This window comes from Streptomyces sp. NPDC048349, from assembly GCF_040651925.1.
In the GTDB taxonomy this organism is placed as follows: domain Bacteria; phylum Actinomycetota; class Actinomycetes; order Streptomycetales; family Streptomycetaceae; genus Streptomyces.
Genome location: NZ_JBEZLA010000003.1, coordinates 190998 through 205463, shown reverse-complemented (window position 1 = coordinate 205463; position 14466 = coordinate 190998). Strand labels below are relative to the sequence as shown.

The 14466-nt window shown below is 71.0% G+C and carries 14 protein-coding genes; 6 read left to right on the top strand and 8 right to left on the bottom strand.

Features of this window, described 5'->3' with window-relative positions:
- Nucleotides 1-3: 3 nt before the first annotated feature.
- Nucleotides 4-723 carry a 3-oxoacyl-[acyl-carrier-protein] reductase gene (gene fabG, locus AB0D44_RS03875; protein WP_362583863.1) on the bottom strand — a complete coding sequence of 240 codons (720 nt, stop codon included), beginning with the start codon at nt 721-723 and terminating at the stop codon, nt 4-6.
- 184 nt (nt 724-907) lie between these two features.
- Between fabG and AB0D44_RS03870 the strand changes: the two genes are divergently transcribed.
- The 3 genes from AB0D44_RS03870 to tyrS are packed head-to-tail and all read left to right on the top strand — an operon-like array spanning nt 908 to nt 5149.
- Entirely contained in the window at nt 908-2431 is a 1524-nt protein-coding gene (locus AB0D44_RS03870) for a TldD/PmbA family protein (protein ID WP_362583860.1), read from the top strand.
- Nucleotides 2428-3828, top strand: coding sequence for a metallopeptidase TldD-related protein (locus tag AB0D44_RS03865; protein ID WP_362583858.1), 1401 nt, complete (start codon nt 2428-2430; stop codon nt 3826-3828). Before AB0D44_RS03870 ends, AB0D44_RS03865 begins: the two co-directional genes overlap by 4 nt.
- A 52-nt stretch (nt 3829-3880) precedes the next feature.
- Complete coding sequence (gene tyrS, locus AB0D44_RS03860) at nt 3881-5149, top strand: tyrosine--tRNA ligase (protein ID WP_362583855.1); 1269 nt, start codon at nt 3881-3883, stop codon at nt 5147-5149.
- Between the two features lie 218 nt (nt 5150-5367).
- Here the strand turns inward: tyrS and AB0D44_RS03855 are convergent, their stop codons facing one another.
- Nucleotides 5368-5646 carry a GlsB/YeaQ/YmgE family stress response membrane protein gene (locus AB0D44_RS03855; RefSeq protein WP_362583852.1) on the bottom strand — a complete coding sequence of 93 codons (279 nt, stop codon included), beginning with the start codon at nt 5644-5646 and terminating at the stop codon, nt 5368-5370.
- Nucleotides 5647-5823: 177 nt separating this feature from the next.
- Between AB0D44_RS03855 and AB0D44_RS03850 the strand changes: the two genes are divergently transcribed.
- Together AB0D44_RS03850 and AB0D44_RS03845 are read left to right on the top strand one after the other, a co-directional pair.
- Nucleotides 5824-6165 carry a DUF3099 domain-containing protein gene (locus AB0D44_RS03850; protein WP_362583849.1) on the top strand — a complete coding sequence of 114 codons (342 nt, stop codon included), beginning with the start codon at nt 5824-5826 and terminating at the stop codon, nt 6163-6165.
- 146 nt (nt 6166-6311) lie between these two features.
- Nucleotides 6312-6551, top strand: coding sequence for a hypothetical protein (locus AB0D44_RS03845; protein ID WP_362583846.1), 240 nt, complete (start codon nt 6312-6314; stop codon nt 6549-6551).
- Between the two features lie 14 nt (nt 6552-6565).
- On the opposite strand, the gene moaA is transcribed toward AB0D44_RS03845, so the two are convergent.
- The 3 genes from moaA to AB0D44_RS03830 form a co-directional block, all read right to left on the bottom strand.
- Nucleotides 6566-7555, bottom strand: a complete 990-nt coding sequence (gene moaA / locus AB0D44_RS03840; RefSeq protein WP_362583843.1) for a GTP 3',8-cyclase MoaA — start codon at nt 7553-7555, stop codon at nt 6566-6568.
- A 166-nt stretch (nt 7556-7721) separates the two neighbouring features.
- Nucleotides 7722-9350 (bottom strand): cation acetate symporter, encoded by a 1629-nt coding sequence (locus AB0D44_RS03835; protein ID WP_362583840.1) that lies wholly within the window; start codon nt 9348-9350, stop codon nt 7722-7724.
- Entirely contained in the window at nt 9347-9721 is a 375-nt protein-coding gene (locus AB0D44_RS03830; protein WP_362583838.1) for a DUF485 domain-containing protein, read from the bottom strand. Before AB0D44_RS03830 ends, AB0D44_RS03835 begins: the two co-directional genes overlap by 4 nt.
- Before the next feature lie 259 nt (nt 9722-9980).
- On the opposite strand from AB0D44_RS03830, the gene AB0D44_RS03825 reads away from it, so the two are divergent.
- Nucleotides 9981-11534, top strand: coding sequence for a S8 family serine peptidase (locus AB0D44_RS03825; RefSeq protein ID WP_362583835.1), 1554 nt, complete (start codon nt 9981-9983; stop codon nt 11532-11534).
- A gap of 160 nt (nt 11535-11694) precedes the next feature.
- On the opposite strand, the gene AB0D44_RS03820 is transcribed toward AB0D44_RS03825, so the two are convergent.
- The 3 genes from AB0D44_RS03820 to AB0D44_RS03810 are packed head-to-tail and all read right to left on the bottom strand — an operon-like array spanning nt 11695 to nt 14426.
- Nucleotides 11695-12738: a zinc-dependent alcohol dehydrogenase family protein gene (locus AB0D44_RS03820; RefSeq protein ID WP_362583832.1), complete on the bottom strand. Its 1044-nt coding sequence runs from the start codon at nt 12736-12738 to the stop codon at nt 11695-11697.
- A gap of 30 nt (nt 12739-12768) precedes the next feature.
- Nucleotides 12769-13461: a lysoplasmalogenase gene (locus AB0D44_RS03815; protein ID WP_362583829.1), complete on the bottom strand. Its 693-nt coding sequence runs from the start codon at nt 13459-13461 to the stop codon at nt 12769-12771.
- Nucleotides 13458-14426 (bottom strand): sterol desaturase family protein, encoded by a 969-nt coding sequence (locus AB0D44_RS03810; RefSeq protein WP_362583826.1) that lies wholly within the window; start codon nt 14424-14426, stop codon nt 13458-13460. The genes AB0D44_RS03815 and AB0D44_RS03810 overlap by 4 nt, the downstream gene beginning before the upstream one ends.
- Nucleotides 14427-14466: the final 40 nt, after the last annotated feature.

Sequence of the window (14466 nt, the reverse complement as noted above, 5' to 3'; positions counted from 1 at the left end):
TGATCAGTGACCCATGCCCAATCCGCCGTCAACGGGAATGACGGCTCCGGTGATGTACGCGGCGTCGTCGGACGCCAGGAAGCTCACGGCCGCCGCGATCTCCTCGGGCTGCGCGTAGCGGCCGAGCGGCACCTGGCCCACGATGCCCGCACGCTGCTCGTCGGTGAGGACCTTGGTCATGTCCGTGTCGACGAAGCCGGGGGCGACCACGTTGAAGGTGATGTTGCGGGAGCCCAGCTCGCGGGCGAGCGAACGGGCGAAGCCGACGAGCGCGGCCTTGGAGGCGGCGTAGTTGGCCTGACCCGCCGAGCCGAGCAGGCCGACGACCGAGGAGATCAGGACGACGCGGCCCTTCTTGGCCCGGAGCATGCCCCGGTTCGCGCGCTTGACCACGCGGAAGGTGCCGGTGAGGTTGGTGTCGACGACCGAGGCGAAGTCCTCCTCGGTCATCCGCATCAGCAGCGTGTCCTTGGTGATGCCGGCGTTGGCCACCAGCACCTCGACCGCGCCGTGCGCCTCCTCGATCTGCTTGTAGGCCTGCTCCACCTGCTCGGAGTCGGTGATGTCGCAGCGGACCGCCAGGACGCCGAGCGAGGTGAGCGCCTGCGGCGGCTCCCCCGAGCGGAACGTGATCGCGACCTTGTCTCCGGCCTCCGCGAAGGCGCGGGCGATGGCGAGGCCGATGCCCCGGTTTCCTCCGGTGACGAGAACCGAGCGGCTCAACGGATCACCCTTTCGCTAGCGGTCTGAATACCGAAAACCTATAGGCCGCATCCCTCGTACGGAGAATCGACCTCCGACAGGGCCTTGCTACGGGCTCTGTCGAATCCCTACAGAAAGGTGTAGGCACGACCGCCCCGGGCGCGACATGATCGGGGAGACCGGCCCCGACCCCCGGAGGAATTCCGTGCCCCATTCCATCGACGCGGCCTTCACCGCGCTTCCCTTGCGGGCGCTCGCCGACGCGGCGCTCGCCCGGGCCCGCGCGCTGGGCGCCGAGCATGCCGACTTCCGGCTGGAGCGGATCCGCAGCGCCTCCTGGCGGCTGCGGGACGCCAAGCCCTCCGGCGGATCCGACACCACCGACCTCGGGTACGCGGTGCGCGTGGTGCACGGGGGCAGCTGGGGCTTCGCCTCCGGCGTGGACCTGACCATGGACGCCGCGGCCCGGGTGGCCTCGCAGGCCGTCGCCATGGCCAAGCTGTCCGCCCAGGTGATCAAGGCGGCCGGCTCCGACGAGCGCGTGGAGCTGGCCGCGGAGCCGGTGCACGCGGACCGGACCTGGATCTCCGCCTACGACGTGGACCCCTTCGAGGTGCCGGACGCGGAGAAGGCGGCGCTGCTCGCCGACTGGAGCGCGCGGCTGCTGGCGGCCGAGGGCGTCGCGCACGTGGACGCCTCGCTGCTGGCGGTGCACGAGAACAAGTTCTACGCGGACACGGCGGGCACCACGACCACGCAGCAGCGGGTCCGGCTCCACCCGCAGCTCACGGCCGTCGCCGTCAACGCGACCACCGGCGAGTTCGACTCGATGCGCACCATCGCCCCGCCCGCCGGGCGCGGCTGGGAGTACCTGACCGGCACCGGCTGGGACTGGGACTCCGAGCTGGAGCAGATCCCCGCGCTGCTCGCCGAGAAGATGAAGGCGCCGAGCGTGCAGGCCGGACGCTACGACCTGGTGGTGGACCCCTCGAACCTGTGGCTGACCATCCACGAGTCCATCGGCCACGCCACCGAGCTCGACCGGGCGCTGGGCTACGAGGCGGCGTACGCGGGCACCTCCTTCGCGACCTTCGACCAGCTCGGCACGCTCAAGTACGGCTCCCCGATCATGAACGTGACGGGTGACCGCACCGCCGAGCACGGCCTGGCCACCGTCGGCTTCGACGACGAGGGCGTCGAGGCGCAGAGCTGGGACCTGGTCAAGGACGGCACCCTGGTCGGCTACCAGCTGGACCGCAGGATCGCGAAGCTGACCGGCCTCGGCCGCTCCAACGGCTGCGCCTACGCCGACTCCCCCGGGCACGTGCCCGTCCAGCGCATGGCGAACGTGTCGCTCCAGCCGGATCCCGGCGGACTGTCCACCGAGGACCTGATCGGCGGGGTGGAGCGCGGGATCTACGTGGTCGGCGACCGCTCCTGGTCGATCGACATGCAGCGCTACAACTTCCAGTTCACCGGCCAGCGGTTCTTCCGCATCGAGAACGGCAAGCTGGCCGGGCAGCTGCGCGACGTCGCGTACCAGGCCACGACCACCGACTTCTGGGGCTCGATGGAGAAGGTCGGCGGTCCGCAGACCTATGTCCTGGGCGGCGCCTTCAACTGCGGAAAGGCCCAGCCGGGCCAGGTCGCGGCGGTCTCGCACGGCTGCCCGTCCGCCCTGTTCCGCGACGTGAACATCCTGAACACCACGCAGGAGGCCGGACGATGACCTCGTCGATTCGATCGAACAAGCCCCACGAGATCGTCGAGCGGGCCCTGGAGCTGTCCACGGCCGACGGGTGCATCGTCATCGCCGACGAGCAGTCCACCGCCAACCTGCGCTGGGCGGGCAACGCGCTCACCACGAACGGCGTGACCCGCGGCCGGACCCTGACGGTCATCGCCACGGTCGACGGCAAGGAGGGGACGGCCTCGGGGGTCGTCTCGCGCTCCGCCGTCACCGCCGAGGACCTCGAGCCGCTGGTGCGCGCCGCCGAGGCGGCGGCGCGCGGGGCCGGTCCCGCCGAGGACGCCCAGCCGCTGGTGACGGGGACCCCGGCCTCGCCGGACTTCACCGACGCCCCGGCCGAGACCTCTTCGGCGGTGTTCACGGACTTCGCCCCGGCCCTCGGCGAGGCCTTCGCCCGGGCCCGCGCGGGTGACCGCGAGCTGTACGGTTTCGCCAACCACGAGCTGGTCTCCACGTACGTCGCCACCTCCACGGGCCTGCGCCTGCGCCACGACCAGCCCAAGGGCACCCTGGAGCTCAACGCCAAGTCCCCGGACCGGCAGCGCTCCGCCTGGGCCGGCCGCGCCACCCGCGACTTCAAGGACGTGGACCCGACCGTCCTGGACGCGGAGCTCGCCGTACGCCTCGGCTGGGCGGAGCGGAAGATCGAGCTGCCCGCCGGCCGGTACGAGACGCTGCTGCCGCCGACGGCCGTGGCGGACCTGCTGATCTACCAGATGTGGTCGGCGGCGGCCCGGGACGCGGCCGAGGGCCGGACGGTCTTCTCCAAGCCCGGCGGCGGCACCCGGGTCGGCGACCGGCTGTCCGAGCTCCCGCTGACGCTGCGCAGCGACCCGAACGCGCCGGGCCTGGAGTCCGCGCCGTTCGTCATCGCGCACAGCTCCGGGGACGACGCCTCGGTGTTCGACAACGGCCTGCCGGTCCCCGCGACCGAGTGGATCCGCAACGGCGAGCTGGCCCGGCTGACCACGACCCGGCACAGCGCGGCCCTGACCGGCCTGCCGCTGTCCCCGGCCTTCGGGAACCTGATCCTGGAGGGCGGTGGCGACAGGTCGCTCGAGGAGATGGTGGCGGACACCGGGCGCGGGCTGCTGCTGACCTGCCTCTGGTACATCCGCGAGGTCGACCCGGCCACCCTGCTGCTCACGGGTCTGACCCGGGACGGGGTCTACCTGGTGGAGAACGGGCAGGTCGTGGGAGAGGTGAACAACTTCCGGTTCAACGAGTCGCCCGTAAACCTGCTGTCGCGGGCCTCGGAGGCGGGCCGGACCGAGAAGACCCTGCCGCGCGAGTGGGGCGACTGGTTCACGCGCGCCGCGATGCCCGCTGTCCGCATCCCGGACTTCAACATGAGTTCGGTGAGCAAGGGCGTCTGACCCACCTAGACTGAGCACGGCATTTCCACAGAACGTAAGGAGTCGAGAGACCGTGACGGACATCGTCGACGAACTGAAGTGGCGCGGGCTCTTCGCCCAGTCCACGGACGAAGAAGCGCTGCGCAAGGCCTTCGCGGACGGTCCCGTCACGTTCTATTGCGGCTACGACCCGACCGCGGCCTCGCTGCACGTGGGACACCTGGTCCAGGTGCTCACCATGCGCCGGCTCCAGCTGGCCGGGAACCGGCCGCTGGCGCTGGTCGGCGGGGCCACCGGTCAGATCGGCGACCCGCGCCCGACCGCCGAGCGCACCCTGAACGATCCCGCGGTCATCGCGGAGTGGGTGAACCGGCTGCGGTCGCAGATCGAGCCGTTCCTGTCCTTCGAGGGCGAGAACGCGGCGGTCCTGGTCAACAACCTGGACTGGACGGCGGGCATGTCCGCCATCGAGTTCCTGCGGGACATCGGCAAGCACTTCCGCGTCAACAAGATGCTGACGAAGGACTCGGTCGCCAAGCGGCTGGAGTCCGACCAGGGCATCAGCTACACGGAGTTCAGCTACCAGCTGCTCCAGGGCATGGACTTCCTGGAGCTGTACCGGCGGCACGGCTGCGTGCTCCAGCAGGGCGGCTCCGACCAGTGGGGCAACCTGACCGCCGGCCTCGACCTGATCCACCGGGTCGAGCCGGGCGCGGTCGTGCACGCGATGGCGACCCCGCTGATGGTCAAGGCGGACGGCACCAAGTTCGGCAAGACCGAGGGCGGAGCCGTCTGGCTCGACCCGGAGATGACCACGCCGTACGCGTTCTACCAGTTCTGGCTGAACGTGGACGACCGCGACATCTCCACCTACATGCGGATCCTGTCCTTCCAGAGCCGTGAGGAGCTGGAGGCCCTGGAGGCGCAGACCGCCGAGCGGCCCCAGGCGCGTGCCGCGCAGCGGGCGCTGGCGGAGGAGCTGACCACGCTGGTGCACGGCGCCGACCAGTGCGCCGCCGTGATCGCCGCGTCGAAGGCGCTGTTCGGGCAGGGCGACCTGGCGGAGCTGGACGAGGCCACCCTGGCCGCGGCCCTGTCGGAACTGCCGCACGCCCGGGTGGCGGAGCTCGGCCAGGTCGTGGACCTGCTGGCGGAGACGGGCCTGGTCGCGAGCAAGTCGGCCGGCCGGCGGACCGTGAAGGAGGGCGGCGCCTACGTGAACAACGTGAAGGTGACGGCCGAGGACGCGGTCCCCGCCAAGGAGGACCTGCTGCACGGGCGCTGGCTGGTGCTGCGCCGCGGCAAGAAGAACCTGGCGGCGGTGGAGGTCACCGGCGCCTGACGGGTCCGGGGCCGCATGCCTCACGGTTCGACGGCCGCATGCCTGACGGGTTCGAGGGCCGCATGTCTGACGGGTCCGGGGCCGTGCGGCTGCGGGGCCTGACGGCTCCGGGCCGGGCGCCCCTTGCGGAACGCGGCGGAGGGGCCGGTACGGACGCTCTCCCGGCTCTTGCCGGGGGGCCGTCGGGCCGGTCCCTCCGCCGCGTTCCGGGCGCGCCGCTAGGTCATCTCGCGCCTGCCGCCGCGCATCGCCTTGTAGACCATCTCGCCGAGCGCGACGAGGACGATCGCCCCCGCGAGCTGGAGCAGGTGGCGGGTCCAGTCGATGCCCCGGGTCTCGGCCACCCCGATCCAGGTGGCGACGGCGTTGCCGAGGACACCGCCGATGATGCCCATGAGCGCGGTCAGCCACAGGGGTTGGTGCTGCTTGCCCGGCAGGATGGCCCGGGCTATCAGGCCCAGCACGAAACCGACGATGATCGCCCACAACCAATGCATGTCGAGCCTCCTCACAGCGCGTTGTGCGCACGTGGGCCCAGTCTCGGCCCGTCCGGCACGGCGCGCATGTCGGGCCGTGCTGTTCGGGGGAACCCGCTCTCCTGTCGGCCGGGACTGCGGCGTACCGTGGGAGGGTCCGGGCCGGGAAGTGTCCGGCGGGTGATCGGGTGGTGGAGCATGGAGCGGACCAAGCGGCAGAAGCGGAACGGGACCGAGGTCTTCCGGATCACCGGCGCGCGGATGGGGCTCGCCGAGGACGTGCGGGGCCGTCAGCGCCGCTACGTCGTCTCGATGCTCATCAGGACCGTGTCGGTCATCGCCACGGTGCTGTTGTGGAACGTGCAGCGGCCGGTGGCGGTCGTGACGCTGATCGCGGGCGCCCTGCTGCCGTACGTCGCCGTGGTCATCGCCAACGCGGGACGCGAGTCGGCCCCCTCGTTGCCCTCGCACTTCATCCCGGCTCCCGTGCGGCCTGCGCTGGACGCGGGAAACCTCAGGAAAAGCTCAGATCAATCATGAAGTTCCGGTGCACCGTACCGGGTCCTGCGTGACATACTGCCTACGCGCTCCGCATCCCCCGTCGGAGCGACGGACCGACGCCGGGCAGCTCCCCCCGTGGCTGCTCGGCGTCGCCTTTCCGTTCCGGCGGTTTGTAGGGTTGAGGCGTGACCTCCCCTGATACCGAAACCCCCACCTGTTCCGCCAAGGGCTGCCGCGACGCGGCCGTCTGGGTGCTGGCGTGGAACAACCCGAAGCTGCACGCGCCGGAGCGCCGCAAGACCTGGCTGGCGTGCGAGGAGCACCGCGAACACCTCTCCCGGTTCCTGGGGGTCCGCGGCTTCCTCAAAGACGTGGTGGAGCTCGACGCGTGGGTCCAGCCGGAGGGCTCGGAACGCCCGCGCTGACCGTCCGGGGGTTCTCAGCCGCCGATCGCCGACATGGGGCGGTCGGGCTGTAGGAAGGACGGGTCGTCGAGACCGGACCCGGCCTTCTTGCCCCACATCGCCACCTTCCACAGCCGGGCGATCTCCTCGTCCGGGGCCCCCGAGCGCAGCGCGCCCCGCAGGTCCGATTCCTCGGTGGCGAACAGGCACGTGCGGACCTGGCCGTCGGCCGTGAGCCGCGTACGGTCGCAGGCTCCGCAGAAGGGGCGGGTGACCGAGGCGATGACGCCGACGGTGGCCGGGCCGCCGTCGACCACCCAGCGCTCGGCCGGGGCGGAGCCGCGCTCGTCGGCGCCCTGCTCGGTGAGCGTGAAACGGGTCCGCAGCGACTGGAGGATGTCACCGGCGGTGATCATGCCCTCGCGCTTCCAGCCGTGCTGGGCGTCGAGCGGCATCTGCTCGATGAAGCGGAGCTCGTACTCGTTCTCCACGGCCCAGGCCAGCAGGTCGGGGGCCTCGTCGTCGTTCAGCCCGGGCATCAGGACCGCGTTGACCTTGACGGGGGTCAGACCGGCCTCGCGTGCCGCGGCCATGCCGTCGATGACGTCCTTGTGGCGGTCACGGCGGGTGAGGGTCTTGAAGACCTCGGGCCGCAGGGTGTCCAGGGAAACGTTCACCCGGTCCAGGCCGGCGGCCTTCAGGGCCTGTGCGGTGCGCTTGAGGCCGATGCCGTTGGTGGTGAGGGACATCTGGGGGCGGGGCTCCAGGGCCGCGCACTGCTCGACGATCCCGACCAGGCCGGGGCGCAGCAGCGGCTCGCCGCCGGTGAAGCGGACCTCGGTGATGCCGAGCTGGGTGACGGCGATGCGGATCAGGCGGACGATTTCGTCGTCGCTGAGCAGATCGGACTTGCCGAGCCACTGGAGGCCCTCTTCGGGCATGCAGTAGGTACACCGCAGATTGCACCGGTCGGTGAGCGAAACACGCAGGTCAGTGGCCACGCGGCCGTAGGTGTCGAGAAGCACTGTGGGCCCCCTCCCCTTGTCCGGATCCGTAGAGGTTTCGATAGAGGTTTCGATGAATCGAGCCTACGCGACGCGTGTTACATCCAGTCGTGCCCGAACGGACGAGAGCATGCGTGGCCGCGTCGTAGGGAAGTACGACGCGGCCACGCTGGGTGTGCGGACGGTCTCAGTGAGCGCCGGTACCGGTGAGGGAGCGGACCTCCAGCTCGGCGAACTTGTCGGGGTCCGCCTTCTCCTTGGACAGGACGGTGCCCAGCCAGCCCAGCAGGAAGCCGAGCGGGATGGAGATGATGCCCGGGTTCTCCAGCGGGAACCAGTAGAAGTCGGCGTCCTTGAACATCGAGGTGGGCTTCCCGGAGACGACCGGGGAGAACAGCACCAGGCCGACCGCCGAGACCAGGCCGCCGTAGATCGACCAGAGCGCTCCCTGGGTGCTGAAGCGCTTCCAGAAGAGGCTGTAGAGGATCGTCGGCAGGTTCGCGGACGCGGCGACCGCGAAGGCGAGGGCGACCAGGCCGGCGACGTTCAGGTCGCGGGCGAGGGCGCCGAGGCCGATGGCGACGGCGCCGATGACCACGGTCGACCAGCGGGCCGCGCGCACCTCCTCCTTCTCGGTCGCCTTGCCCTTGCGGATGACGTTGACGTAGAGGTCGTGCGCGAAGGACGAGGACGAGGCCAGGGTGAGGCCCGCGACCACGGCGAGGATGGTGGCGAAGGCGACCGCGGAGATCACGGCGAGCAGGATCGCGCCGCCGGTGGAGTCCGCCCCGCCGCCGATCTCCTGGGCGAGCAGCGGGGCCGCGGTGTTGCCCGCCTTGTTCGAGGCCAGGATGTCGGCCCGCTTGAGCAGCGCGGCGGCGCCGAAGCCCAGGGCGATCGTCATCAGGTAGAAGGCGCCGATGATGCCGATGGCCCAGTTCACGGACTTGCGGGCGGCCTTGGCGGTGGGCACGGTGTAGAAGCGGATCAGGATGTGGGGCAGGCCGGCGGTGCCGAGCACCAGGGCGAGGCCCAGCGAGATGAAGTCCAGCTTGGTGAGCGCGTCCTTGCCGTACTTGAGCCCGGGCTCGAGGAACTTGCTGCCCTGGCCGCTGTTCTCGGCGGCTTGTCCGAGCAGCGCTGAGACGTTGAAGTCGAACTCCAGCAGCACCAGGAAGGTGATCAGCAGGGCGCCTGCGATGAGCAGCACGGCCTTGATCATCTGGACCCAGGTGGTGCCCTTCATGCCGCCGATCGTGACGTAGACGATCATCAGTACGCCGACCAGCGCGACGACCGCGACCTTGCCGCCGTCGCTGGTGATGCCGAGGAGCAACGAGACGAGCACGCCGGCGCCGGCCATCTGGGCGAGCAGGTAGAAGATCGAGACCACGATGGTGGAGGTGCCCGCGGCGGTGCGGACGGGCCGCTGGCGCATCCGGTACGCGAGGACGTCGCCCATCGTGTAGCGGCCGGAGTTGCGCAGCGGCTCGGCGACGAGCAGCAGCGCGACCAGCCAGGCCACGAGGAAGCCGATGGAGTACAGGAAGCCGTCGTAGCCGAAGAGGGCGATGGCCCCGGCGATGCCGAGGAAGGATGCGGCGGACATGTAGTCGCCGGAGATGGCGAGGCCGTTCTGGAAGCCGGTGAACTGGCGGCCGCCGGCGTAGAAGTCGGCGGCGTCCTTGGTCTGGCGGCCGGCCCAGACCGTGATGATCAGGGTGGCGACGACGAACAGGCCGAACAGGGTGATGATCAACGGGCGGTGCTCGGAGGCACCGGCGGCGACCGTCGTCAGGTGGAGGGTGCCGCTCATTTCCCGCCCTCCATCCGCGCCTTGATGGCCGAGGCCTTGGGGTCGAGACGGGCGGCGGCGTGCCGCGAGTACAGCCAGGCGATCAGGAAGGTCGTCGCGAACTGGGCGAGGCCGAGCACGAGGGCGACGTTGATGTTCCCGAAGAGCTTGGTCCCCATGAAGCCGCCCGCGTAGTTGGACAGCAGCACGTAGAGCAGGTACCAGGCGATGAAGGCCACGGTGAGCGGGAAGGCGAAGGAGCGGTAGGAGCGGCGCAGTTCGGCGAACTCGGCACTCTGCTGGACGGTTGCGAATTCCTCGGCCGTGGGGCCGGGACCCGCCGCCGCGGGCGTTCCCGCGCTGCCCGGCGGCGGCGCTGCTTCGGTGGTCACGGGGGGCTCTCCTTGTGACGCGGGTGCGGTGGGGACGACGGACAAAACAACCTCCGTGGGGGGACGGTGGTGCTGACGCCCCCTGTCAACGGCACGGCCGGCGCGTCGGGACGGTTCAACACCTGGCGTTTCTTTGTGAACTGATTTCTCGAACTGATGGCGCAAACAGGAACATCGGCACTAGGTTCCCCATGTCATGAACCCGTCCGCCGTGACCACGTCCGGACGGGCTTCTTTTCAAGGATGATGTGGAGAACCCATGGCTCATCTGGGGTCACGTGCCGCAAAGAAGCGCGGCCGAGCTCTCGCCGTTCCCGTCGGCCTGGCGCTCACCGCCTCGCTCACCTTCCTGCCCTCGGTCGCGGCCTCCGCCGCGCCGCTGGGCAACACGGCGGACACGGCGAAGGCCTCCAAGGCCGACACCACCGGGCCCAAGCTGTCCTACGTGGCGAACCTGAACGCGTACGCCACGGTCAAGGCGGCGAAGCAGGCCGTGGAGCGGGCCGGTGGAACCGTGGTAACGGTCCACGAGCAGATCGGCGTTCTCGTCGCCCACTCGCAGAACCCGGAGTTCGCCAAGCAGCTGCGGGCCCAGCGCGGCCTGTTCGTCTCGGTGGGCGCCACCCGTACGGCCCCCCTGCAGACGGTGCAGACCACCGAAGAGGGCACCACGCAGCAGCTCAGCGCGGCGGACGCCGCCAAGGCGGCGGCGGACGCGGCGCCGGGCGAGGAGCCGCTGGAGTCCAACCAGTGGGACCTGCGCGCGATCAAGGCCGATCAGGCTCACAAGATCAACGATGGCAGCCCCGACGTCACCGTGGGCATCATCGACACGGGTGTCGACGACACCCACCCGGATCTCGCCGGGAACTTCTCGAAGGAGCAGTCGGCCAACTGCGTCGGCGGTGTCGCGGACACCTCCGAGGGCGCCTGGCGCCCGTACGCGGACGGCAGCGACCACGGCACGCACGTGGCCGGCACCATCGGGGCCCCGCGCAACGGCGTGGGCGTCAGCGGTGTCGCGCCCGGGGTGAAGATCGCCGGCATCAAGGTGAGCGAGCCCGGGACCAGCCTGTTCTACACCGAGGCGGTCGTCTGCGGCTTCATGTTCGCCGCCGAGAAGGGGATCGAGGTGACCAACAACAGCTACTACGTCGACCCCTGGTACTTCAACTGCAAGACGGACGACGACCAGAAGGCGCTGGTGGAGGCCCTCACCCGGGCGAGCAACTACGCCCAGCGCAAGGGCGTGCTCAACGTCGCCGCGGCGGGCAACGAGAACTTCGACCTGTCGGCCGACTCGATCGTCGACGACAGCAGCCCGAACGACACCACCCCGGTGCCGCGCACCATCGACCCGCGGGTCTGCCTCGACGTCCCGACCCAGCTGCCGGGTGTGGTCACGGTGACCGCGACCGGTGACAAGGGCTTCAAGTCGTACTACTCGAGCTTCGGCCTGGGCGTGGCGGACGTCGCCGCCCCCGGTGGCGACAAGTGGCAGGTCCCGGCGACCCCGGACGCCAACGGCCGCGTGCTGTCCACCATCCCGGGCGGTTACGGCTACAAGCAGGGCACCTCGATGGCCACCCCGCACGTCGCGGGCGTCGCGGCCCTGCTCAAGAGCGCGCACCCGACGGCCACCCCGTCGCAGCTCCAGGCCATGCTCAAGGGCCAGGCCACCAAGACGGCCTGCCCGGCCCAGGTCTACAACGCCGCGGGCACGCTCATAGACGCCACCACTTGCGAGAGCAAGTGGGGCCAGACCGGTTACTACGGCTACGGCGTGGTCGACGCGCTCAAGGCCGTGAAGTAACACCTCGTACGCGAAGGGGCCGGGCGGGGTCTCCCCCGCCCGGCCCTCTCACGTCTGCGGCGTCACGGCGTCGCCGCGGTCACGGCGTCACGGCGTCGCCGCGTTCACGGCCTCGGCGCGTCACCGCGGCCACGGCGCTGCGCGTCACCGCGTCAGGACCTCAGGGCTTGATCAGCACCTTGAGCGCGCTGCGGTCGTCCATCGCGCGGTAGCCCTCGGGGACCTCGTCCAGGCAGACGGCCCGGTCGAAGACCGGCGCGGGGTCGATGGCCCCGCTGAGCACGTCTTCCAGCAGCTCCGGGATGTAGGCGCGGACCGGGGCCACGCCCCCGCGCAGGGTGATGTTGCGGTCGAACATCACGCCGAGGTCGAGACCGGTGCCGCTGCCGTGCGGTACACCGACGTAGCCGATAGCCCCTCCGTCGCGGGTGATGTTCACGGCCGTGCGCATGGACTGCTCGGTGCCGACCGCCTCGATGACCGCGTGCGCGCCCTGGCCGCCGGTGAGCTCGCGGACGGCCGCCTCGGCGGCCTCCCCGCGCTCGGCGACGACGTCGGTGGCACCGAAGAGCTTGGCGATGTCCGTACGGGCGCTGTGGCGGCCCAGTGCGATGATCCGCTCGGCTCCGAGGCGCTGGGCGGCGAGGACGCCGCACAGGCCGACGGCGCCGTCGCCGACGACGGCGACCGTGGAGCCCTTGCGCACGCCCGCGCCCAGGGCGGCGTGGTGGCCGGTGCCCATCACGTCGGAGAGCGCGAGCAGCCCGGTCAGCAGGTGGTCGTCGGAGACGGCCGCGGCGGGCAGCTTCACCAGGGTGCCGTCGGCGTGCGGGACGCGGACGGCCTCGCCCTGGCCGCCGTCGTGGCCGACCGAGCCCCAGAAGCCGCCGTGCACGCAGGAGGTGTAGAGGCCCTCCGAGCAGTAGTCACAGGTGCCGTCGGACCACATGAAGGGCGCGACGACCAGGTCGCCGGCGCGCAGGCCCGCGACGGCCGAGCCGGTCTCCTCGACGACGCCCAGGAACTCGTGGCCGATCCGCTGGCCGGGCTGGCGTGCGGCTTCGCCGCGGTAGGCCCACAGGTCGCTGCCGCAGATGCAGGCGCGCAGGACGCGGACGACGGCGTCCTCGGGCCGCTGGATCGCAGCGTCGGGCACCTCCTCCACGCGGATGTCGTGCGGGGCGTGGATGACGGTGGCGCGCATGGTGGTGCAGTCCTCCGGCTCGGGGTTGGTTCAGTCTTGTATGACCTGCCTACCGTACGCCTGCCTCCGGGAGAGCGCGCCCGTGGCCAGCAGGTACTGGGCCGCGAGGTAGGTCGCCATGATCCAGAAGTCGGGGCGGGGCAGCTGCGGCCAGGCGGCGACGCCCGTCGCGATGAGCGTGTCCGAGAGCAGGAACAGCGCCCCGCCGATCCCGGCCCGCAGCCCGAGGGCACTGGACCGGAAGGCCATCGCGGTGAGCAGCAGGCTGTACCCGGCGACGGGGATGCGCAGATCGGCCGGCAGGTCCGTCCACATCAGGCCGATGGTGCCCAGGAGGGCGAGCGAGTACGCGCCCCCGAGCAGCGGGTTCGCGCTGCGCCGGCCGAAGAGCACGAGGTAGCAGACGTGCCCGGCGGCGAAGGAGCCCATGCCGATCAGGAAGGCGGCCTCGGCGTCGAAGAGCAGGGCGAGGTCCCCGCCCCAGCCGAACAGCAGGGCGGCCACCAGCAGGCGGGGAGCGCCGCGCGCGATCACGTACGCCACCAGCAGCGGCATCAGCAGCGGTTTGGCGAGGACGTGCCCGAGGTGCCAGTCGGCGAGCAGCGAGCCGAGGTCGACGGCGGCGGCCGCGGCGAAGGCGCCGAGCAGCGCGCGGGCGGCGGCCGCGCCCCCGTCGGGTACGGGGCGGGCCCAGGACGGCGTGCGGGACTCGGCGGCGCTCACGCCGCGTGCTCCGACCCGGCGGCGGAGGCGGGCGCGGGCTCGGAGGCGGGCGCGGGCCCGGGGGCGGGAACCCGCGCGCCCGCTCCCCCGGACGCGGCGGAGGCGGGCTGGGCGGGCTCGGCGGGCTCGGCGGGCTCGGCGGGCTGCCAGCCGGGGCCGCGGAAGACCCGTCCGGCACGCTCGCTCCAGCTCCGGGCCGCGCGGACGTCCCGGGCGATGGCGGCGTACTCGTGGGTGGCGACGCGCAGCGGGTTGTAGGTGTCGATGTTCTTGGTGAGCCCGTAGACGGGCTTGTCGGTCTCGCCCACCCAGGAGCCGAACATCCGGTCCCAGACGATCAGGATGCCGCCGTAGTTCCTGTCCAGGTAACCGCCCTGGGAGGCGTGGTGGACCCGGTGGTGGGACGGGGTGTTGAAGACGTACTCGTAGGCCCGGGGCAGCTTCCCGATGCGCTCGGTGTGGACCCAGAACTGGTAGAGCAGGTTGATGCCGTAGCAGAACGGGATCACGGCCGGGTGCACCCCGACGGCCACCATCGGCAGGTAGAACCAGTAGGTGGTGGCACTGGTCCAGGGCTGGCGCAGGGCGGTGGTGAGGTTGAACTTGCGGCTGCTGTGGTGGACCACGTGGCAGGCCCACAGGATGCGGATGACGTGGTGTCCGCGGTGCTGCCAGTAGTAGAGGAAGTCCTGGGCGAGCAGCATCAGCGGGAGCGTCCACCACAGCAACGGCACCCGCAGCGGCGTGAGTTCGTAGACCGCGGTGAAGACCGCCACGACCGGGATCTTCCAGAGCAGGTCGAACCCGATGCTGCCGAGCCCCATGCTGATGCTGGTGACGGCGTCCTTGCCGTCGTAGCCGGCCGCGTCCTCGTCGGGATGGAGGCGGTAGCTCACCAGCTCGATGACGGTGAGCAGCACGAAGGCGGGTATGGACCACAGCACGACATCGGGCAGGTTCGGCATGCCCGCACCATAGAGGCGCCTCCGGGGGTGCCGCTAGAGG